Source organism: Bifidobacterium sp. ESL0800, from assembly GCF_029395355.1.
Classification (GTDB): Bacteria; Actinomycetota; Actinomycetes; order Actinomycetales; family Bifidobacteriaceae; genus Bifidobacterium.
In genome coordinates this window covers 409180-431329 of sequence record NZ_CP113913.1, presented here as the reverse complement: position 1 = coordinate 431329, position 22150 = coordinate 409180, and the positions used below count along the sequence as shown (strand labels likewise).

Here is a 22150-nt window from a genome sequence, read left to right as displayed (position 1 = left end):
GCAATCCCATGACGTAAGACGCGAAACAATACAATGGGATGAAATCAGACGAGACACACTCCCCACAAAAAGCATGCGTTTCCTACCACTACCGACGATGGATAAGCACCTTGGCGTCGTTGACAACCACCGTCCATGCGTCTTCAAGGACGTGCGTGACATGCCCGCGCCGCCGTTCCAGCGAGGCGATGAGCCGGGCGGCACGTCCCATGAATGGATGATCGAGGTGCGGAATGACACGGAAATCGACCAGATTGAGACCGGCGGTGTCGTCGAGGTCGGCTGCAACCGCGCGATCGTCCATCGGCTCGATATAGCTGATGTCGGGAGCGGCGACGACGGCCCCGGCCGAGACGCCGACGTAGGGCTTGCCGGCGTGCACCAGAGACGCGATGACACGTCCGGCGCCGCTGCGTTTCAGCTCATGCAACAGATGGAAGCTGTTGCCGCCACCCACCCAGATGACATCCGACGCCGCCAGGGAACGTTTGACCTCGTCGCGCATCGTCGTCGCCAAATCGACGGTGCGAACCCGGAAACCGTTGAGCCGCATCGCCAGACGGACCAGAGGGCGGAACCAGCGGCTGAGCTCGTGGTCGTCGGCGGCGGGGATATAGGCGATCCGCCATTTCGGCGACGCCGGGTCGCGATGGCGACGGGAGAGCCCTCGCCGCAACGCGTGGAGGGCCGGCAGCACGCGGGACGCCAATATCATCCTTGCCATGCCGGCCTCCTTTCTGCCGATTGAGGCTCATCACCGTTTGCGTTCGCAACTGCGCCGGTTTCAAATGCTCCTGCATCGGCGTCCGCACTTGCGTTTCAGAGCATATCTTATAACCGAAAAATGCGCAGAAACGCCGCAAAAACGTCATGGCGCGCGCCTCGAGGAGACACACGCCATGGCCATACATTTATTGCCGCCGGTCAGCCGTTCTGGATGGCGTCGACGCCGCTGATCACCGCGCCGCGGAAACCCTGCTTTTCCAGTTCGGTGACGCCTTTGATGGTGGTGCCGCCCGGCGAGCAGACCGCGTCCTTCATCGCTCCGGGGTTGGTGCCGGTGGCCATGTAAAGCGCTCCGACGCCCTCGGTCATCTTGGCGGCGAGACGGTAGGCGGTCTCGCGCTTCAGGCCGTACTTCACACCGGCGTCGGCGAGCGCCTCGATGTAAATGGCGGTGAATGCGGGCGCGCAGCCGGCCACGGACGAGCCGATGTCCATCAGCGGGGTGTCGACCCGTTCGATCAAGGCGATCGGCGAGAACAGCGCCTCGAAAGTCTCACGCTGGGAATCGGTGAGCGTGTTCGCGTTCTCAGTGACGAGGATGCCCTGACCGACCTCGATGGGTGTGTTGGGGATAACGCACTGCACGTGCGCACCGTCACCCAGAAGCCCCTGATAATAGTCAAGATTGCGGCCTGCGGCGATGGAGACCACGAATTTGTCTTCGGCTTTCAGATCGTCCAGGACATCGGCGAGCGCGGTTTCGATCTGACCAGGCTTCACGGCCACGACGATGACATCCGAGGCGACGACGGTCTCCTTGGCGTTATGGGTGGCCTTGGCGCCGATAGACGCCGTAGCGGCCTGCACCTTGTCGAAATGGCCGGAGTTGGCGACGATCTGCGAGCCGTCGATCACTCCCCCGTTGGCCAGACCTTTGGCGATGCCCTGCGCCATGTTGCCGAAACCGATGAATCCCACCGTGACGTCGTTGATATCGCTTGCCATAAGAACTCCTTGCTGTCGCGTTGTCTGCGGTTGTCTGTCTAAGTCTGTGTTCGTCCGTCATGGTGTACCCGGCGCGCGCCGGCCTGCTGGCCACGGCGGCCGGGACCTCGTGACAATAGAAGAACCCGTCCCGATATCAAGCTTATGGCAACCCCGGTCCCAAAAGAGCATGAAGGCGGTTCCCGCCAATCCGGTTCCGCCCCGACCCGGCGCCAGAACTCATGATGGTGCCAAGACAACGAAGCGGGTCGTCCATCCGATCACCACCGTGACCGAACGAACGACCCGCCATTGCGCAATCAGTGCGATTGCACTACTCGAGCATCTTGTTCAGACGGCTCCTGAACAGCCAGATGATGAAGCCGACCAGGCAGGTCAGTACGCCGATGACGATGAAGAACATCGATTCGTGGCCCTTCTGATAGAAGTTGATCGACAGCGTGGCCATGCCGGAACCGGTGGAATTGACCAGGTTCCAGACCGTCACGACCTGCGCCAGGAACGCCTGCGGCGCAAGCTTGGAGCTCACCGAGCCGCCCAACGGGGAGACGATGGCCTCGCCGATGGTGATGATGGCGTAGAAGGCAATCAGCCACATCGGGCTCTGACGGCCGCCATTGGAAAGCATGGAAAGCGGAATGGCCATGAACAACGGACCGAAGCCGTAGCAGAAGACGCCCACACCGAACTTCACGGCCGTGGACGGCTGGTGACGGTCGAGGGCCTGCCAAAGCCAACTGAAGAACGAGCCGAAGACGACGGCGAAGATCGCGCTGGCCGTCTGGAAGCTCGCCGGCGAGAAGTGGATACCGAACAGGGTGGTGTTCACGTTCTTCTCGGCATAGACGGCGAGCACGCTGGTGGACAGGTAGAAGATCATGCCGGTCAGCGCCACACCGATGAAGAAGATGACGAAAGCGCCCATGCGGACACGCTCGCGACCGTTGGTCTTCTTGCTGCGCACGATGTAGATGATGTAGACGAACGGGATGAAGACACTGATGGTGCTCACACCGTTGCTGAAGGTCTTGGCCGTCAGGATTCCGGTGGCGAACAGGACGATCAGGGCGACCAGCACCACGACGAGGGCCACGACGAGAACCGTCATGTCCTTCTTCTTCTGTTCGGGAGGGAAGGGATCGGTGGGCTCGGCGCCGATGTCGCCGAACACCTTCTTATGCAACAGCGCATAGGTCAGGAAGCAGACGCCCTGCACCAGGGCGGCGAGCGCGAATCCGGCGTTGTAGTTGAACGCCATGGCGATGGCGCCGGTGATCATCGGGGAGATCGCGCCGACATTACTGACCACGTAGAGCATGCCGAAACCGGTGTCACGCTTCGGATCGTCCTTGCTGTACATTCTGCCGACCAACGCGTTCTGGGCGCTGCCCATGCAGGCGAAGCCGATCAGCAGCACCACCTGGGAGGCGAAGTAGAACGGGATGCCGCCGTGCGGGACGGCGAGCAGGGCCCAACCGACGAACAGCGAGAGGTTGCCCCAGAACATCGCCCGCTGCAGGCCGAAGAACCGGTCGGCGAGATAGCCGCCCAGAAGTCCGGCGAGCAGGGAGAGCGTGGTGTAGACCGTGGTGAGCTGCGAGGCGACGTCCTCGCTGAAGCCCAGGCCACCCTGTGCCGCCTGCTTATACAGATAGTAGATCAGAATCGAGGAAACGCCATAGTTGGCGAACCCCTTGCCGAATTGCACCACCGACAGGACACCCATGCCAAGCGGATGACCCAGGAAGGTTCGTTCCTTCTTCATATTGCTTCTTTCTCGCAATGATTCGCATCCAGAACCACCGCCCGATCGCCTTTGGCAACGGTTGTCGCGTGACGACCGTTGTAGCGGACGGCAATGCCGGACACATAACTTTTCCATTATGGTTCCGCACCGGAAACCGGCAAGGTTCCGAAATTGTCATTAGGTGGATATTTTTTGCATCAACCCGATGCCGCAGAGCACGACGCGGCGGTATGAATGAGACCGATTCTCTTTCTTACCGACACATCAGAGCGTGACGGCAAAGCCGAATTCCAGGTCCTGCTCGCCGCTGATCGCATAGCGTTCACCGACGTCCGCACCCCAGCTGTCGATGCCGCCGACGCCACGCACGGCGCCGTAGACCGTCAGCACCGTGCGCCTGACGGGCGGCAGCTCCTCCTGGTGGTCGGCATTCTCCAGCTCAAGGGGCGTATAGGGCAGACAGGTGAACGACAGCGGCCTGTCGACGCTAGCGACGGTAAGGCTGTACGGGGCGCGTGAGGCGTCGGCGTTGTTCAGGGTCGTCTCGCGGGTGATCCTGACCCAATCGACATCGGTGCGCATACCGCATTCCTGCGGGACCAGATACGGGGTGACCGGCATGCCCTCGACCTCGACCAGCTGACGACGCCCCGAGCCGAGACGGTCGGGGTAGGTCTCGCCGGGCAGGCCGAAATAAGCGAACCCGGTGGCCGGCGTCGGCATGACCATCCTCAGACCGAACGCCGGCAGCTGCGGCAGGCCGGGCTGGCCGTGGTAGCGGACGCGGACCGAAAGCCGGCTCGTGGCATCGAAGCGGTAACATACATCCACGCTGGTCGACGGATTCGTGGGCGTGACGAAGACATAGCTCAGCGAGACGTCGGAGGCCTCCAGCTTTCCGCCGGTGCTGCCGTCGGCGGGAGTATAGGGGATGGCGACCGGTTTGCCGTCCACCTGCAGCTTGGGCAGCCCCTTGACCGCACTGAACAGTTCGGCTCCAACCCATTGCGCCGAACGGACAGAGAACCCGTTGCCGCGGTCGTTGTCGGTCGTCGCCCTCCAGAAGGTCGGCCGCGGCGCGCGGTAGAGCCACTCCCGGCCCCCGACCCGCAGCGATACCGGCCCCTCGCCGTAATCGAACAGGCAAGCGACACCACCAGCGTGCAGGCCGATCATCTCCTCGTCGATGATGACGGCGATTTTTTCACTCATTGTTGCCATACTCCCGATTCACCTCCTGCATCGCGGGCTTCGGACTGCCGTCGGCGAAGAGCAGGCCGTCGCCGGAGAACTGCCGCTCGGTGGGCCTGTCGTCGAAGTCGCCTCCGTAACGCATCACCTTGCGGCCCGTCGACGGATCGCGCACCTGCAGCGCCTGGTCCTTGAAATCCCATATGAATCCGCCGACATAGAGCGGGTAGCGGTCGAAGAGCGCCATGTAGTCGGCCAATCCCCCGACGGAGTTGCCCATGCTGTGCATGTACTCGCACAAGATGAAAGGTTTCTTCGGATGATCGTCAAGATAAGCGGCGACGTCGTCGGGCGAGGCGTACATCCGACTCTCGAAATCCGAGACGCGGTCCTCGTATTCCCGGTTGTGTACGACCCCCTCGTAGTGGACCGGCCTGGTCGGGTCGGCATTTTTGTAATACTCATTCATGGCCGCGATGTTCTCGCCCACATAGGACTCGTTGCCCAGAGACCAGAAAAGGATCGAGGGATGGTTCTTGAGCGTCTCGTACTGCGTCCTGGCGCGATCGATCACCATCTCACGCCACTGCGGGAAGCTGCCCGGCACGTTGTATGACCCGTCGATGCCGCCCAATTTGGACCAGGTGCCATGCGACTCCATGTTGGCCTCGGCCATCACGTAGATGCCGGCCTCGTCGCACATCCGGTACCACGGCAGCTGATCGGGATAGTGGCAGGTGCGCACCGCGTTGATGTGGTTGGCGCGGATCGTCGCCATATCGGCATCCATGTCCGCCTGCCTGATGGCGCGCCCTCTCACGGCGCTCCACTCATGGCGGTTGACGCCGTTGATTCTCAGCCGTTCGCCGTTGAGCCGCACCACCTTGTCCGCGCCGATCTCGATGCGGCGGAAGCCGACCTCCTGGGGCACCACCTCGACGACGGCGCCCCGCGCGTCACGAACCGTGACGGTGAGGGTGTAGAGGTAGGGGTCGGCATGCGACCAGAGATGAGGATCGTCGACCGTGATCGCCGGCCAGACGACGTGCTCACATGCCTGGAGCGTCTGGCTGCCGCCCAGCGCCTCGCCGTTCCTATCGGCCAGTTCGATCTCCACCCGCGATCCTGGGCTCACCGGTGAGAGCGCCGCGGAGACGTTGAGCACGCCGAGCCGGTCATCTTGCTCCAAGGTCGGCTTGACGTCGAGATCCTGGACGTGCGTGGCCGGCAGGGAAAGCAGACTCACCGGCCGGAAGATGCCGAAGAAGCGGAAGAAGTCCTGGTCCTCGATCCAGCTGGCCGTGCAATGCCGGAACACCGCCACCGCGATGAGATTGTCGCCCTGATGCACATAGGGGCTCAGGTCGAAAATGCTGGGCGTGAACGAATCCTCGGCGTAGCCCACGAACTCGCCGTTGCACCACAGGTAGAACGCACGCTCGACGCCCTCGAAGCGGATGTGCAGCGGACGGGACGCCCACGTCTGGTCAAGCTCGAAATGCCGGCGGTAGAGACCGACATGGTTGTCGGGCGCCTCGGAGAAGCTGCCGGCCTGCGGGTCGTCGGGAGGCGTCGTGTACGCCGGGCGGCGGAACACCGACCCCTCCCACGGGTAGGCCGTGTTGGTGTATTGCAGTTGCGCGTGGCCGGAAAGCTCGATATGCCCCGGCACCTCGATGAGGCCGAACCCTTCCTCATCCGAGCACAAGTCATAAAACCCCTCCCCGATCGCCCCGGGGTTCTCGGCGTAGTGGAAACGCCATTGGCCGTCCAGCGACCGCACCAGGCTGGAACGGCCGCTCTCGGCCTCCCCTGCGTCCGCGTAGCAACGGTGGTCGGAATGCGCCGGCAGTTCGTTGACCCTGAAGGTCTGCGGCTGGTCAAGCCACTCCAACGATGGTTTCATGACTTCCTCTTTTCCTCGTTTCTTGAGGCCGCACCCCTGTCCGTTCGAGCGCGGTCGAACCGTCCTACGACCGGCAGGCGTCGACCTCGAAAAGACGAGATTGATAGTCCCCTTGACGTATCCACGTCGTCCATGGCCCGAATCCGGAATCGGAGATGTCGAAACCACGCCGCATCAGCTCGTCTCCATAGAACCGCTCCCCGTCGACGCGCGGCATACGGTAGGCCGTGTCGTGAACGCTATATTCACATTCCGGATCCAGCCCACGCAGCGCCAGCGCCCGATACCCCTCGTTGACGGGCTGGCGTGCGCGATAATAGCCGACCAAGGCATGCCTCCTGTCCGGCGAGACGACCATCCAGGCGGTTTCGGACCCTTCGGGAAGCCCTACCGGATTGGGGCCGAAGGGACTGATGAGCCGGTAGAACAGGCCATGGCCGATCAGCTCGGCATGCGATTTGAAGAAAGCTATCTGACGCCGAATCTCCTCCTGCTGCCCCGCATCGATCTTGTTGACGTCCAGCTCGTAGCCGAATGTGCCGAAATAGGCGACGTCGGCGCGGGTCTTCAACGGCGTGTCGCGGAAAACCTGCTGGTTGGGCGACGCCGATACATGGCTGCCCATGCTCGAGATCGGATAGGCCAAGGACGTGCCGTATTGGACCCCAAGCCGCTCGACGGCGTCTGAATCGTCGGAGGTCCAGCCCTGCGGGGCATAGTACAGCATGCCCGGATCGAAACGACCGCCGCCCGAGGCGCAGGACTCGAACAGCACCTTGGGGAATTCACCGGTCAGACGCTCATAGAGCGCGTAGACGCCAAGTATCTGGCGATGGTAGACCTCGCCCTGGCGGTCCGCCGGCAGGGACGGCGAATACACATCGCTCATCGAACGGTTCATATCCCATTTGACGTAGCCGACCAGCCCCGTGCCGAGAATCGTCTCCATCTTCCCAGCCACGTAGTCGACGACTTCCGGCCTGGTGAAGTCGAGTTCGAACTGGTTGCGCCCATACAACGGTGGGCGTCCGGGCACGTGCATCGCCCAGTCGGGGTGCGCGCGGTAGAGCTCCGAATCCTCGCTGATCATCTCCGGCTCGAACCACAGGCCGAACCCCATGCCGGTGGCGGCGATGCGTCTGGCGAGCCCCTGAACGCCATGCGGCAGCTTCCTGCGGTCGGCGAACCAATCGCCCAGCGACGACTCGTCGTTGTCGCGTTGGCCGAACCACCCGTCGTCGAGGACGAAGAGGTCCACGCCGAGATCGTGGGCCTTTTCGGCGATTTCGACGAGCGAATCCTCATCGAACTTCATGTACGTGCTTTCCCAGCTGTTGATCAGCACCGGGCGGGTACGCTCACGCCAATAGCCCCTGACCAACCGGGTGCGATACAGCTCATGGAAGGTCTGGCTCATCGCGTTCATGCCTTCGCCGCTGTAGACGATGACCACTTCGGGGGTCTGGAACGTTTGGCCCGCCCCAAGCCTCCAGGAGAACCCCTGGGGATGGATGCCCATCATGACACGGGCGACATGGTAGTTATCGACATCGGCCTGGGCGAGGAAATTGCCGCTGTAGACCAGGCTCATCGCGAAGCACTCGCCATCGTCCTCGGTGGTCTCGGGCCTCTTAAGAACCATCAGCGGGTTGAACTGGTGGGAGCTGTGACCACGCAGGCTGTAGATCGACTGGATGCCAAGGGCCAAAGGACGCTCGCGGATATGACGCTCCCTTCCCCACGCCCCCGTCAGATAAAGCATGTTCCACCGCGATTCGGGCAGATCGATGCTGGCGCTCATGGCCGCCTCGATGCCCAACGCCTTCGTGCCACGATTGACGAACCTGGCGTTACGCGTCAGGACGGCCCGCCGCTCATAAAGCGTGTAGGAAAGCTCGAGTCCGCAGCCGGTGAGTCGGTCGGCCAGGCTGATCGTCAGCGTGGTCGCCTCGTCGTCATTGTCCACATAGGTCGCCGGGAGCCCCTCGAGTCTTGGCTTGCCCAGCATGATGGTGTGCGAGACATAAGAGAAGTCCATGACGCGGCTGCCGTCGGGATTGACGACGGTGGCTGCCATATCGCGCGTGTCGCCGTTGCCCGAGACCGGATACTCCTGCTTGATATCCTCCATCGAGAAGCTCTGGTCACCCGCATAGACGCAGGATGCCATGTCCCGACGGTCGTTGACCTGCATATGGCTGAAGTTCTCACGGTCCCGAAGCGGGGCCCCGAAATAGAGCTGGCCGATCTGGCCGTTGCGCAGGATGTCGATGATATACGAAAAATACCGGTTGTATATATGGAACACCTTGGTCCGTTGATGAAACACAATAGGCATGACTGCCTTGCTCCTTCACAAGTCCGTGTTATACGCGCGAGGTTCGTCACGGCTACGACGTCGTGACGAACCATTGATTCCGATGGGGCCGGCTGCCGTCTCAGCGCAGGCTGGGCAGCAGGAAGCTCTTGAGATAGTCGTCGGGCGAATGGTGCGCGAGCCAGTCCTCGATCTCGTCGGGGGTGCGCGCGAACTTCGTCATGAGCTTGGTCTCGCCGTCCTCGGTCACCTCGAGATCGTCCTCGATGCGCACGCCGATGCCTCGGTACTGCTCGGGTACCAAGAGGTCGGCCTCGTCGAAGTAGAGCCCCGGTTCCAAGGTGAAGACCATGCCCGGCTTCAGCGGACTGTACGGATACATCTCGTCGCGCGAATGGTAGGAGTCATGGACGTCGATGCCCATGAAGTGACCCGTGCCGTGATAGAGCCAGCGATACTGCTGGTGGCCGTCAGGGCGCAAAGCCTCCTCGGCGCTCACCGGCAGGATGCCCATGCGCTCCAACGAGTGCGCCACCGAGACCATCACGGCCTCGATCATGTCGTGGTAGACCGCACCCGGCTTGTTCGCCGCGGCGATGGCGGCGTTCGATGAGTCGAGCACCGCCTGATAGACCTCGCGCTGGGGCTTGGTGAACTTGCCGTTGACCGGGAAGGTGCGCGTGATGTCGGAGCAGTACATGGAGTCCATCTCCACACCTGCGTCGATGAGGAACAGGTCGCCGTCCTTGAGGCGGGCGTTGTTGGCGTGATAGTCGAGGATAGTGGCGTGCTGGCCGGAACCAGCGTTCGTCGGGAAGGAGACCTCATTGCCCTCGTAACGGGCCGACTGGGTGAACGTCGACTCCAGCAGGCGCTCGCCGCGCTCGACTTTGCGGGCCACCGGCAGCATGTCGGCGACGCGGTCGAAGCCACGCTCGGCGGTGCGCACGGCCTTGCGGATCTCCTCGATCTCGAGCTTCGTCTTGATGATGCGCCCCTCGTCCTCGCGCTCCTCGAGCACGGCATCCACGCCGGCGTTGCTCTTGGCGTCGCCAAGGCCGCATTCCCGACGCACGGCGTCGACCTTGGCGTCCAAGGCCTCGTCAAGGCCGCGCAACAGGCGAATGCGGATGCCGTCCGGGCTTGCTCCGGCCTTCAGCGCCTCTGGCAGCTTGTCGATGGTGCGAACCTTGATCCCGCTCATGATCTCGAAATCCTCCGGCAACGGCCTCGGGCCGATCCAGAACTCGCCGTGCTTGGAATCCGAGAAGAAACGCGGATTGGTGCGGTCGATGAACGGCTCCAGATAGATGGTGTCGTCGTGGCCGATGCTGCCGTCGGCATTCACCACCGGGTCGATGAGCAGGACGGCACCGGACTCGTAATCCTTGCCGAGACCGGTCAGATGGGTGAAAGCGGTGCCCGGATGATAGAGGAAATCGATGTCCCAGGTGCGGTGGCGAGGCACACCGGCGGGAATCACCAGCCGCTCGCCGGGCAGCTCCCCTGCCAAGCGGTCGCGGTGCTTAGCGGCGTCATCGGCCAACGGGCTGCGCTCATAGCGCACCTTGGACACGTCGGGATCCCAGTCCTTGAAAATGATGTCTTCGAAGCCCTTGCCTTCGCAGCGCAGCCCACCCGCCAGCTTGCGTTTGGCCACCTCGGTGCTGTTGTCGGCCGCGGCAGCCTTCAGCGCCGCCAACTGTTCAGAATCGTAATTGCTCATATTGTTTCTTTTCCTTTATGCGCTCCGCACTTCTTTGCACGCAGCGCTATCTGTTCATGATATTGCCGGTCCTGAACCGGCTTGCCCGAATGTCTCTTATGACGGAAGATTACCGGGCAGGTAGCGTCGGGTGGGGCACCGACCGAACAAACCAGCCGATGTCCCACCCAATGCGAAGCTGAATGTCAGCTCAGCAGAGCATTGCTCATCTTCTTGCGGAAGACGATAATCACCACGGCGACGACAATCTCGCAGATGCCCAGAATCAGGAACAACGGCAGTTGCTGAACCAACGAGGTGAGTTTGCCGAAAAGCACCAAGGAAATGGCGGTACCGATCGAGGCAGCGAGCGTGAAACCGGTCTGCAGCTGGGTCTCATAGGACTTCGGAGCCGCAGCCGCGATGGCGGAGTTCGCAGCGACCGCGTAGGGGAAGCCTCCGAGATTGGAAACGACATAGTAGAGCAGAATCCAGAAAACCGAATACTTCTTGATCGAGGGATTGAGCATCACGGTGGGCACGATGAGCAGCAGGTTCGAGATGCCCTGGAAGATGTAGCCGAACCACAGACGGTCGACGGACTTCCACTTCGCGCCGAGCTTGGTGGCCCACAGCCAGCTGTAGAACACGCCGGCAATAAGAGCGATGACGGCGACGACCGTCTGGAAGGATCCAGGAGCGATCTCGATACCGAAGAAGTTGCGGTTGATGCGCTGGTCGAGGAACATCAGCAACGTGGTGCCCTGCACCGCGTAATCGACGCCGATGACGATCTGCATGATGATGATTGGCGAGATTGCGGCGACATGCATGCGGTCCTTGCCCTGGATGCGCTTCGATTTCCAGATGACGGCGAAGAAGACGATGGCGATGATGAACGTGCACGAGCTGATGGTATTGGCCAAGGAGCCGATGGTGGCCTTGTGCATGGCGAACACGATCGCGACGATGACGGCGATGACGACCACGGCCGCCACAGCGATGATGCTGTACTTCTTCTTCTCGGTCGTAGAAAGCGGACGCGAAGGCTTCTCACCAAGCGAGCCGAAGAAACGACGCCCTGGGATGGCGATGGCGGCGGCATAGAGGAAGGCCGCGACGGCACCGATGGCGAAACCGTAATGATAGTTGATCAGGCCAAGCTGCGCGGCGATGATGGGCGTGATGAAGCCTGCGATGTTGTTGGCGATGGTGTGGACGGCGAACGCACCGTCACGACGGCTGTCGTCGCGCTTGAAGAGCAGGCCGGTCAGCGAGGCGTTGGAGGCACCCATGATGGGCAGGTTCATCAGAATCATGCCGACCAGAGCGAACACCCTGCCTTGCGACAACGAGAACGCCGGAATGGCGAGGATGCCGCAGGAAAGACCCTTGGTGATGTTGCCGATGACCAATGCCTTACGGGCTCCGAATACGCGATCGGCCAGCCAGCTGCCGACGATGCCGAACATCGAATTGATGGCGCCGACGATGGCAATGAGCTGCGCGGCCTCGCCTTGGGTGAATCCGAGTCCCTGGGTCCACGGCTTGTAGAGATAGTAGATCATGACCGCGCCATAGGCGCCCCAGCAGATCGAATTGAAGAAATTGCCGGCTGCCAGCGAGGCTATGCCTTTGGGATAGCCGAGGAACGACCTATCCGAACGAAGTTCATCGAGTTCTTTCTCCTCCTGCGTCTTCTCCACTGCCTCATCCTGCGTCTTGGCAGGGTCGGGCTGTTTAAGTGTTTGCTTGTCCGTCACCATGATGGTTCTCCCTTTCTCTTTGAGAACGGCATCCCTACCTCATTGAGGGGACCGGACGAAGCCGTGAGTCCCAAAAACGGTAGCACCGCCGCTACATTGAACGAGGATAGACGGCGAACAGGTGCCGAAAAGTGAAAAGAATCTCTAAAATGTGGACAATTGTTTGCCACGTGTCGATGACGTTCCACGAGGTTTCAACGGGACTCCCCAATTTGACTGAAAACTGCTCAGCACCCAGCATCCGACAGTTTTCGATAGTCGTTTCCATCTTGTGCCACAGCCCTGCCACTTGCTTCGATTGTCGCCAGCCTCGAGCAACAGACAGAACGACTTTGCCGGCGGAAAACGAGATATTTCCGTTTTCCGCCGGCAAATCCGGATAAGCCATCGAGAAAGCAATCAGCGCACGCGAAGGAACACGCGCATCTCGTTCTCCCCACGATTGGCCCACATGAAATAGGGAATGAGCGTGATCGCAACGGGCTTGCGCGCCTCGGAACGCCATGGCGCGTACAGCGGTGCATCCTCGGCATGCTCCGAGTCCTCACGCCAACCGGGCACCTGAAGCTCGACCACATCGCGGCTCACCTCTTCGACCTCGCCCTCACGCTTGTCGCCGACGCCCTTCGCGCCGGCCTTGAACTCGCAGGGCATGACCTTCACACGGGAGGGGTCATCGACGACACCACGACCATCGACCACCAGCCGATGCAGATGCCCGCCATTGTCGCGTTCTTCGGCGCAATAGGTGATCGGGCCACGGACGATGGCCACCTGCCCGGCGTCCTCGCTGACCAAAGGATTCGCCGCGACGAGACGCACCGGCATCGGGAAGTCGAAGCGAATGGTATCACCGTCATGCCATGATCCGCTGAGGTACAGGTAGCCGTCACGTTCCTCCCGGCTCATCCCGTCTGGAGCCGTGACATGCGACGAAGCGCCTTCGCCGGCCCACTTGGGCATGCGCAGCGCGATGGCGGCATCGAGCGATGAGGCGCCATCGGGCAGCGAGAGCCGCAGGCTGCCCTTGCCGCTCCACGGCAGCCCGGCCTCGACCTCGAAGCCGACGGGCACACCGGCCAGCTCCGCCGTGCCCTCGCAGCCCACATAGAGGTGGACGAACAGCGTCGAACCGTCGTCGCTCAACCCATAGGCATTCTGCTGGATCGATTCCACGGTACGCGCGATGTTCGGCGGGCAGCAGGCGCAGCCGAACCATTTGCGGCGCACGTCCTTGACATGGCTGAAACGACTGTCGTGATGATGGGCGTTGTCGGGACGCACCTCCAGCGGATTGACGTAGAAGAAGCTCTTGCCGTCCAGCGCCATGCCGGCGAGCACCGTGTTGTACAGCGCCATTTCCATGACGTCGGCGTACTCCCCTTTCGGCTCAAGCTCGAGCATCCGCCGGGCGAAAAGCGCCAGTGCGACGGACGCGCACGTCTCGGAGTAGGCCAGATCGTTGGGCAGGTCGTAGTTGTACGAGAACGCCTCGCCGTCGACGGTGCCGCCGACGCCGCCGGTGATATAGAGCTTCTTGTCGACGATGTTGCGCCACAGCCTACGAACGGCGGCATTGAGGTCCTTGTCGCCGGTCAGTCTGGCGACATCGGCCACACCTGAATAGAAATATCCGGCGCGCACGGCGTGTCCCACGGCCTCGTCCTGCTCGACGACCGGCTCATGGGCCTGGTAGTAGGCGTATGGCATCGGCTTGCTGTCGTCAGGCTCGACGGGCTTGCCCTCGTAGGCCGCGCGCTCACGGTCCTCCTGCTCGAAATAGAGCGGCTTGGTGCCGCGCTCACGGACGAAATAGGTGGCCAGATCGAGGTATTTTCTCAACCCTGTGGCCTCGTAGAGCCGCACCAGCGCCATCTCGGCGATTTCATGACCGGGGTAGCCATGCCTCTGATGCTCGCCGGGACCGAACGTCTCGTAAACGTAATCGGCGTAACGCTCGGCCGCCTTGAGCAGCTTGTCCTTGCCAGTGCTCTGGTAATAGGCGACGGCCGCCTCGATCAAGTGGCCCATGCAGTACAGCTCGTGGTAGTCCTTGAGGTCGGTGAAATGCCGGTCCATGCCGTTGAGAATGTAATAGGTATCGAGGTAGCCGTTGTCAAGCTGCGCTTTGCAGACGATGTCGATCGCGCCGTCGACCGTCTCCTCGAGCTTGGCGTCGGGATGCTGGACCAGCGAGTAGGCCGCCCCCTCAATCCATTTCCACAGATCGGAATCCTGGAAGACGAAGCCATAGAACTTGTCGGGGTCGGGCTTTCTCGGATCCTTTGGCAACACATCGAAGCCACGGTTGGTGAACTTCGGGGGCTCGAATGCCTTGCCCTGGGATTCGCTCTGTGCCCTGCGCTCGTTCTGGCGCGCCGCCGCCTTGAAATTGTGCATGGCATAGCTGGGTGTCGCCTCGGGCACCCGATCATTGAGAGTCTCCCACTGGAAAGGAATCATGCTGGTACGCACGAGTTCCTGTTCCGACGACCAGAACCGGTCGGTGACTTTTACGTTGCCGATCCCCAATGGGTGGCTGTGCACGTTCCTATCGCAATCAACCATGCGATGCTCCTTTTACGCTTCGTTGCCGGGGCAGTTTCCTCCCCTTGGTGACAATATAGGAAACCACATGACCAGCACGAGTGGACAATCATCGTTTTTCGTTCATGATGATTGGCGGATTCGAATACATCACACGATAAGCATTGCTAAGTTATATTAATATCAAAGAATTATCCATTAAATCAGAGAAATTGACTATCTCCGAAATTATTTCCACCTATAATCGGAACGATGAATAAGTCACCCATGCATAACGAAGTGTCGAGCACAACCCGAATCCTCATTCCCACCGAAGAGCCATCCATGCGTTTCGAATCGTGCGGGCAGTTTATCGGGACCCCGGGCTGGATCCACGAACAACGGACATTGCACAGTTTCGAGCTGATTTTCGTGCGTCGCGGCACACTGCCGCTACGGGTCGGCGACCGTTCCTTCAGCATCGGCCGCGGAGAGTTCATTCTCATTCCGCCCGAGACCACACACCAAGGCGACAGCCATCTCATTGACCCGCTGGAATTCTTCTGGATGCATTTCCGTCTGCCCGAATGGCGATGCGGGGAGTTCACAGGGCAGCCGACGCCTCTGCTTGACGGCGACGAAGCCTTCAAACAGAGGCCGAAAGCCGAAAGACCCAACCCCCAAAGCCCTGAGCCGGTCCAACAGCAACACAACATGGCAGCGACATGCGAGCCGCTCTCGATTCCGTTTTACGACACCCCGTCCAACACCGACCGGCTGACCATCATGTTCGATCAGCTGCTCGATATCTACCAGATGTCCTATCCCTCCGCCAGCAGGTATTGCACCTGCTTCGCCACATGCATCCTGTATGAGATCTCATCAGCCTGCCAAGCCGACCAGCCGATGGACGAAACTGGCAGCAAACAAGGCCTGCAGGAAATACAGGAATGGATTCGCATGAACGCATTCGAGAGCATCAGCGTCAACCAGATCGCCCAGCGCTTCAACTATTCGGCCAGTTATCTATCGACCATCTATAAGCAGCATTTCGGCGTGACGATCACGGCGCACATCACCGACATCAGGCTTGACCACGCCAAAAACCTCCTGCTCTCCACCTCGCTGGACATCCAGGAGATCGCCGAGAACATCGGCTACAACGACGCCAAATACTTCATGCGGGTCTTCAAACAACACGTCGGCATGACCCCCACACGTTACCGGGCCAGTTTTACCAAGCGGCATTTCAACAACCACTGAGCGTGTACGAGGGTACGGAACTCCGCGCTCTCATACACCCATACGGCAGGTGGCTGCATGGAACGCACTCTGATACGTTCCGCACAGCCACCTGCCGTCAACTCCGCACACTCAGCCGACAAGCAATTTCAACATGCCGTCATGGACGGGCAGGTTCAGATCGGCACCGTTGTGGCCGCCGATGGTGATGCCGGTACCGTCGAAGGTCGAGGCGTGCGCCCTCGCGCCGTCGGCGCAGTCGGTGACCTCGAGCGCGACGAGAGTGCGGCCCTCGGCATCCTTCGAAACGGTGGCCTGCGTGTAGCGGGCGCCGTCGAGTGTGACGTTCAGGCGCTTGCTCTCGGAGGCCACGATGTGGAAGCGGCGGCCCACGCCGTCGGCCGGGGTCAGGTGCATCGCGCCATCGGCCGCGTCCTGGCCGTCACGCCTGCCGCCATAGACGATCCAGCCGAACACCGGATCGTCGGCCACGATCATCGCGGCGCCGCGCAGGTAGCCGCAGTAGCCGAGATCGATCTCGCAGCCATACTGCCACACGCCGCGGTACGAGGGCTGCCCCAGCCACGTGGTGGTGTAGGGCGTCGGCTCGTAGCCGCCGCTCGAGGCACCCTGGTTGGCCTTGCCGCCAAACCAGTAGCCGTAGTCGCTCTGCTCGTCGCCCGCGTTCTCGAGGGCCCACGAGCTCATCAGTGAGGCGGAGGCCAGGCGCAGCAGGGCGAACGGCGAGCCGTCGGCGTAGAGGGCATCCTCGAGCAGCGACCAGCCGCCCATCTGCGACATGTAGCTCAAGGTGTATTGCGCCACGTCGTTGCGGATGTCGGAGCCGGTGATGAAGTAGCCGTTCTCCAGCCAACCGCGGCAGGCGATGTTGCAGGCGCGCTGGTAGTCGTCGAAGCGTTCGACGTCGCGGCGTCGGTACGACAGCACGCTACGGCGGTCGCTGTTCCACGTGGACATCGCATGGGTGCGGCCCCAGTCGACCACGGCCTGCGTGGATTCGAAGCCGGTGGTGTCGAAGGCGTACTCCGAGCCGAACAGGTTCTTGCCCTGGCGGATCAGGAAATCGGCCTTGTGGTTCCAAAACTCCTCGAGCTGACTGGCCTTGGCCATCTGGCCCTCGGCGCGCAACGCGGCGATGACCTCGGAGATGATGACCTCGTTGTAATAGCCGGTCTTGTAGGGCGAACGGTTGTCGAGCTCATCGTCATAGCGGTAGTCCAGCTCGTCCGGGTAACGGTACATGGCGATGAACGTGCCCCATGCGCGCTTCAGGTACTCGTCGGCGTTCAGGGCGGTCCAGTCGGGGTGGCGCTTGGCGACCTGGTACATGCCGAACCATGTCTGCGCCACGTGCGGATAGTCCCACAGGCGCCAGATATGCGCGTGCTCGCCGTTGGTGAGGTTGCGCTGGTCGCGCAGCGTCTTCCAGTCGGGCACCCCATAGACGCCGTACGGATAGTCGTCGGTGTCCCGACGCTGCAGGCCGCCCCACACGAAATGTTCCAGGTACTCATCGAGCGCCTCGACCTGCTCGCGGTCGGGGTCCACAGCGTTCTTGGCCGAGAGGAAGGCGGGCTTGGAAAGGCCCGGGTCGTCACAGGTAACCTCGTAGATGCGCCAGCCGGAGATCTGGTCGTACCGGTCGGGATTGAGCACCACGCCGGTGCGCGTGTTGCGCTCCTGGAACAGGCCCCGGTACCATTTGGAGTCGTCGTGGTTCTGCAGCGAGGTGATGTAGTTGGCGCGCTCCTCGATCAGCTCGCCGACCGGAAGCGTGGAGAAAGCCTGCAGCCAGCCGACCCGGCCGTCGCCGTAGTGCACCGTCAGCAGGTTCTCGCCCAGGCGCGCCATGCCCACCGCGTAGATGGTGCGGTAGGTCTTGCGTCCGGAGCCGTCGGCGCACACGCCGAGCTCTTGCTCGCTGACCTTGCGAATCGCGGTCTGGTCGGGGTACTGGGCCGTCAGCTCGACATGCTGGTAGATAGAGTCGAGCTTCAGCAGCATCTCCTGGTCGCGCGGCACGGTGTAACCGGGGACGGCCTCGATGTCGACCTTGCCGCGGGCCACGAGCTCGGCGCGGGCCGCCTCGTAGTCGGGCTCCCAGACGAAGTCGAAGGTGAAGTCGCGGGTTTGCCCAGCCTTGAGATCGATGGTGCCGGTCGGCAGGTTCCAGCGCCCGCCCTCGTGGGTCGAGGCCTCGGCGGCGGCCGCCTGCGCGCACAGGTGAACGCGGTAGCCGCCGGCGCCGTCGCCCTCCGAGTCCGGCTTGGACTCGAGGTCGAAGAACTCCCAGCTAGCGCCGTCGCGCGGCACGCACATCAGATAGGGCGGCTTGCCGTCACTCGGCGTGGCCATGGTGAACGAGTTGTCGCCGGCCACCTGCGTGTGGCGGATCATACGCTGGGCGGCGTCGACCTGCCAGTCCATCTCGCAGTTGAACGGCAGCTTTACGTTGAGGTCGGTCAGGGTGACGGGTTTGCTGCCGGGGTTGATCAGGCGCAGGGTGTAGCTCAGGGTGCGTCCCTGAAGGCGGAAGGCCATGCCGACCCCGAGCGGGCCGTCGGTGAACTTCAGGTCGCCGTTGTCGTCGAACCGCCCGCGCTTGCCCGAGGTCGCGTATTCGGTGCCGTCGACGAGCGTAAAGGCGATGTCGCCGAACGGGACCTTGGGGTCGATCGCCTCGATGCTGCCGTGCGGCTCGGTCAGGCTGGAGAGGCGCCCGTCGGTGATGACCGCGGCCTGGTAGCCGTTGGCCAACTCGCGACTGACGTCCACACGCTTGGGGTCGTCGACCATGTAGTGACGCAGCATCCGCATCCCATTGGCTCCGGCGGCAAAGCCCAGCGGGGTCTTCTGGAAACGGATAAGGAACTCGGCCACATCTTCCTGGCTTACGGCCTGCGCCATCAGGAAGGTGAAGGTACGGGTCTCGCCCGGCTTGAGGTCCAAAGCACGGGTCGGGGTCGCGAAGCGGTATCCCGCGTAATCGGCGGAACCCCTGCGCGCCTTCGAATACAGATAGCAGCGGTACGCGAAGCCGTCGCCGAGCGCCTCGCACAGCTCGACCTGCGCGGTGTAGTACGGCACGATCACCAGACGTACCCCGTCCTCGCCCTGCGGCCCGGACAACAGATAGCAGTCCGAGGACTCGAAGCAGCCCGTTGCCGTGGCGGGCGCCGCCGCATCTTCCAGCCGGAAGTCGACGGACAAATCGTCGATGCAGGCGGCCTCGTCCCCCGTGTTCCTCACGTCCAGGTCGTACTTCACGTACGTGCCCTTGGGATCGGCCTCGAACCGGCCGGAGCAGTCGAGCGTCGCGAAATCGCCGGCTCCCCCGCTCCTGCCACCCATCGTCACCATGACGGCTGGCTTGCCGAGCCTCCAGACGCTGCCCTCATCGCCGTGAAGCGTTATGCCATTACCTTGATTTTCAAACCGCAATGCAGTCCCCATTCACCAAAACAAACGGCGCCACCGGCATGTCGTCGATGGCGCCGAACCTTACCAAAACGCAGGCCACCCCGCGGTTCCAGCCGCGAAGTGGCCTACAGCAACCTTCAGCACACCTTCATATACATCTGGTAGCATTCCTGATCCAGTTGCTCCAACGGCACGAAACGCGTTCCGGTCGCCTTATGCACGAACGTCAGTCCGTCGCCCTCGCGGGTGAACGCGGCGTCGGCGTCCTTCGAGTCGACCGGCAGCGACAGGAAGTCCGTCTTGTCGCTCAGCGCGGCCAGCACGTACGGGCCCCACGCGACCGCCGCGATCTCGGGCTTGTCCGGGGTCGGCACGACGCGGAAGTGCGGGTCGAAGTCAAGGCTGATCGAGGCGCCGTCGAAACCGGAGCGGCCCAACGCCTCAGCGTCAAGCACCAGCTCGGCGCCGTCGTTACGCAGCATGCCGGCCACAGTGGCCTCGTCCAGGCGCTTGCCGTCGACCGTCACGCGCACCTTGCCGCGGGTCCAGCCGGGCACACGCAGCCAGAGCTGGTCGTAGTCCGCGTGCTTCACGTCGATGGCCACATGCTCCGGGTGCTTGTCGTCAAGCGCGACCTTGAGCGCCAGGCCGTCCTCGGCGTCGTCGAGCGTGCCGTTGAGGTACATCCTCACCGACAGTGCACTCTTCGAACCCTCGCGCGCACCGACGTAGTAGGCGCCCTGCGCATAGTAGAAGTGCGATTCCAGGCCGGTTCCGTGGCAGCAGCTGTTCTCCTCGTCGAACTCCTTGTGGCCGCCGGGCTGCGTGGGGAAGAAGTAGATGCTGCCGCCGCGAGGCACCTTGTCGGTGGTGGCGGCGATGTGGTTGACCACCGTGTCCTCGTAGTAGTCGCCGTAGCTGGCCTTGGGCTCGTACTGCTCGAGCGCCGTCGCCAGCTTCAGCAGGTTGTATGAGGCGCAGGACTCGGCGGTGTTCTCTGTCAAAAGGGAGCCGATGTGGTCGGGCTGATGGAACATCTCGCCCTGACCGACACCGCCGAAGGCGTAGGCGTGGTGGGCCAGCACCGAGTCGAAGAAGAATTCGGCCTGGTCGAGGTAATAGCTCATGCCGGTCTGCTTGTAAAGCTCGACCGAGCCGATGACCTGCGGGATGTGCTGGTTGCCGTGCATGCCGCCCAGCGCGTCGATGTGTTCACGCATCGGCACCATCAGGCGGTCGTTGTCGAACATGCGCGCGGCCTCGAGGTGCTCCTTCTTGCCCGTGACTCCGTAGAGCTTGGCCATGGACTCGTTCATGCCGCCGAATTCGCCGGCGATGTACATGCTCCACATGTTCTGCAGCTGCTCGTGCGGCAGGCGGGAGAGGCGATCGTAGACCCAGTCGCCCACCTTTGAGGCCACATCGAGTGCGGTCTTGTTGCCGGTGTAGTGGTACGCGTCGAGCAGGCCGGCCAGAATCTTATGCAACGTGTAATACGGTGCCCAGATGTCCGGATACGGCGCGTAGGTCTCCAAGAGGTCGAACTGCTTCTCGGAGTACGCGGAAAGGAAGCCGGGTTTGAATCCGGGGAGCTTGGAGAACGCGTCCTGCACTTCGGCCAGGCCGTCGACCAGATAGTCGGCCTTGCGCTTCATCTCGGGCTCGCCCGTGGCGGCGTACGCCAGCGAATACCCCGAAAGGTAGTGGCCGGTGGTATGCCCGCGCAGGTTGGAGTCCGGAGCGTCCCAACCGATCATCGCGTCGGCGCCCTTGGTATCCAAGCCGCTGGCCTTGCGGAACTCGTAGAGCAGCTGGTCGCAGTCCACGGTCTTCAGGAACGCGACGCGGTTGCGCTGGTTCCTGGCCAGGAAGCCGTCACCGGTCAGGCGCACATGGCTCAAATCCACGGCGTTGAGCTTCGGGGTGGCGTCCACGACCTGAACCGGGTCGGACTCGCCGACCGAGACCGTGCCGGTCACCTTGATCTCGCTACCGTCGATCACACCTGTGTACTGCTTGTCGCCGAGCTCGTCGGAAACATGGTCTACTCCATCATCCCAGTTGACGCGCTGTGAGACAGTATTGCCATCCTCGGTGAGCACTGCCACGAACATCGGCAGATAATACTTCACCCCGCGTTGCGCCTTGATCTTGACAGGATAGACCTTCTTGACCTTGATGTCGTTGGCCTTCTCGAGCACCTTCACGGTGAACTCGCGCGTGGCCGAGGCCGAACCGCGCGTCACCGTGGCCGTCAGTCGGACGTTGCGGTCTCCCCGGCCGTAGTCCGGCATGTGCACCTTGCCGTCGGGCTCTATCCATCGCGAATCGCTGGTCTGCCACGAGATCGACGTCCCCGAAGCACCACGGACCGGCAGGTTCAAATCAAAATCAACAGTGCCTGTATTGCCAATGTAGATCAGCTGCGCATCGCGCGCGACCGCTTGTTCATCATCGGAAGGCGACGGTCCGCCATGCGTCTTCACATCCGACCTCTCCTGCTCACTCATCATTCCTCCTCATTAGGGGTTGTTGCGGTGGCCTCGAAGCCACCGCCGAGTTTCCCCTCGAGTATAAG

Annotated in this window: 13 protein-coding genes; 1 reads left to right on the top strand and 12 read right to left on the bottom strand. The window is 62.1% G+C overall.

The window, feature by feature from the left end; translation table 11 throughout:
* Positions 1-88 precede the first annotated feature (88 nt).
* From OZX75_RS01740 to OZX75_RS01695, 10 genes are all read right to left on the bottom strand, one after another.
* A complete protein-coding gene (locus tag OZX75_RS01740; protein WP_277146542.1) occupies positions 89-724 on the bottom strand; it encodes a Type 1 glutamine amidotransferase-like domain-containing protein in 636 nt (211 codons plus the stop codon).
* A gap of 200 nt (positions 725-924) precedes the next feature.
* A complete protein-coding gene (gene proC / locus OZX75_RS01735; protein WP_277146541.1) occupies positions 925-1731 on the bottom strand; it encodes a pyrroline-5-carboxylate reductase in 807 nt (268 codons plus the stop codon).
* Between the two features lie 313 nt (positions 1732-2044).
* The gene (locus tag OZX75_RS01730) at positions 2045-3496 is read right to left on the bottom strand and encodes a peptide MFS transporter (protein WP_277146540.1); all 1452 of its coding nucleotides are present in this window, start codon (positions 3494-3496) and stop codon (positions 2045-2047) included.
* 246 nt (positions 3497-3742) lie between these two features.
* Positions 3743-4699: a beta-galactosidase small subunit gene (locus tag OZX75_RS01725; protein WP_277146539.1), complete on the bottom strand. Its 957-nt coding sequence runs from the start codon at positions 4697-4699 to the stop codon at positions 3743-3745.
* On the bottom strand, positions 4683-6575 hold the full coding sequence (locus OZX75_RS01720) for a glycoside hydrolase family 2 TIM barrel-domain containing protein (RefSeq protein ID WP_277146538.1): 1893 nt from the start codon (positions 6573-6575) through the stop codon (positions 4683-4685). Before OZX75_RS01720 ends, OZX75_RS01725 begins: the two co-directional genes overlap by 17 nt.
* A 64-nt stretch (positions 6576-6639) precedes the next feature.
* Positions 6640-8913 carry an alpha-galactosidase gene (locus OZX75_RS01715; RefSeq protein ID WP_277146537.1) on the bottom strand — a complete coding sequence of 758 codons (2274 nt, stop codon included), beginning with the start codon at positions 8911-8913 and terminating at the stop codon, positions 6640-6642.
* Positions 8914-9013: 100 nt separating this feature from the next.
* Positions 9014-10618, bottom strand: coding sequence for an aminopeptidase P family protein (locus OZX75_RS01710; protein WP_277146536.1), 1605 nt, complete (start codon positions 10616-10618; stop codon positions 9014-9016).
* Between the two features lie 185 nt (positions 10619-10803).
* Entirely contained in the window at positions 10804-12363 is a 1560-nt protein-coding gene (locus OZX75_RS01705; protein WP_277146535.1) for an oligopeptide:H+ symporter, read from the bottom strand.
* Between the two features lie 91 nt (positions 12364-12454).
* Entirely contained in the window at positions 12455-12751 is a 297-nt protein-coding gene (locus OZX75_RS01700) for a hypothetical protein (RefSeq protein WP_277146534.1), read from the bottom strand.
* Positions 12752-12762: 11 nt separating this feature from the next.
* Positions 12763-14931, bottom strand: coding sequence for a glycoside hydrolase family 127 protein (locus OZX75_RS01695; protein ID WP_277146533.1), 2169 nt, complete (start codon positions 14929-14931; stop codon positions 12763-12765).
* Positions 14932-15162: 231 nt separating this feature from the next.
* Here OZX75_RS01695 and OZX75_RS01690 point away from each other — a divergent pair, with 231 nt between their 5' ends.
* Positions 15163-16152, top strand: coding sequence for an AraC family transcriptional regulator (locus tag OZX75_RS01690; RefSeq protein WP_277146532.1), 990 nt, complete (start codon positions 15163-15165; stop codon positions 16150-16152).
* A gap of 111 nt (positions 16153-16263) precedes the next feature.
* Here OZX75_RS01690 and OZX75_RS01685 read toward each other — a convergent pair whose 3' ends face one another.
* Both OZX75_RS01685 and OZX75_RS01680 read right to left on the bottom strand, forming a co-directional pair.
* Positions 16264-19512, bottom strand: a complete 3249-nt coding sequence (locus OZX75_RS01685; protein WP_277146531.1) for a DUF5695 domain-containing protein — start codon at positions 19510-19512, stop codon at positions 16264-16266.
* Between the two features lie 197 nt (positions 19513-19709).
* Positions 19710-22085: a beta-L-arabinofuranosidase domain-containing protein gene (locus tag OZX75_RS01680; RefSeq protein ID WP_277146530.1), complete on the bottom strand. Its 2376-nt coding sequence runs from the start codon at positions 22083-22085 to the stop codon at positions 19710-19712.
* Positions 22086-22150 lie beyond the last annotated feature (65 nt).

Coding starts and splice junctions, on each gene's coding strand:
- OZX75_RS01740 (WP_277146542.1), bottom strand. CDS start 724: ATGGCAAGGATGATATTGGCGTCCCGCGTGCTGCCGGCCCTCCACGCG.
- proC (WP_277146541.1), bottom strand. CDS start 1,731: ATGGCAAGCGATATCAACGACGTCACGGTGGGATTCATCGGTTTCGGC.
- OZX75_RS01730 (WP_277146540.1), bottom strand. CDS start 3,496: ATGAAGAAGGAACGAACCTTCCTGGGTCATCCGCTTGGCATGGGTGTC.
- OZX75_RS01725 (WP_277146539.1), bottom strand. CDS start 4,699: ATGGCAACAATGAGTGAAAAAATCGCCGTCATCATCGACGAGGAGATG.
- OZX75_RS01720 (WP_277146538.1), bottom strand. CDS start 6,575: ATGAAACCATCGTTGGAGTGGCTTGACCAGCCGCAGACCTTCAGGGTC.
- OZX75_RS01715 (WP_277146537.1), bottom strand. CDS start 8,913: ATGCCTATTGTGTTTCATCAACGGACCAAGGTGTTCCATATATACAAC.
- OZX75_RS01710 (WP_277146536.1), bottom strand. CDS start 10,618: ATGAGCAATTACGATTCTGAACAGTTGGCGGCGCTGAAGGCTGCCGCG.
- OZX75_RS01705 (WP_277146535.1), bottom strand. CDS start 12,363: ATGGTGACGGACAAGCAAACACTTAAACAGCCCGACCCTGCCAAGACG.
- OZX75_RS01700 (WP_277146534.1), bottom strand. CDS start 12,751: ATGGCTTATCCGGATTTGCCGGCGGAAAACGGAAATATCTCGTTTTCC.
- OZX75_RS01695 (WP_277146533.1), bottom strand. CDS start 14,931: ATGGTTGATTGCGATAGGAACGTGCACAGCCACCCATTGGGGATCGGC.
- OZX75_RS01690 (WP_277146532.1), top strand. CDS start 15,163: ATGAATAAGTCACCCATGCATAACGAAGTGTCGAGCACAACCCGAATC.
- OZX75_RS01685 (WP_277146531.1), bottom strand. CDS start 19,512: ATGGTGACGATGGGTGGCAGGAGCGGGGGAGCCGGCGATTTCGCGACG.
- OZX75_RS01680 (WP_277146530.1), bottom strand. CDS start 22,085: ATGATGAGTGAGCAGGAGAGGTCGGATGTGAAGACGCATGGCGGACCG.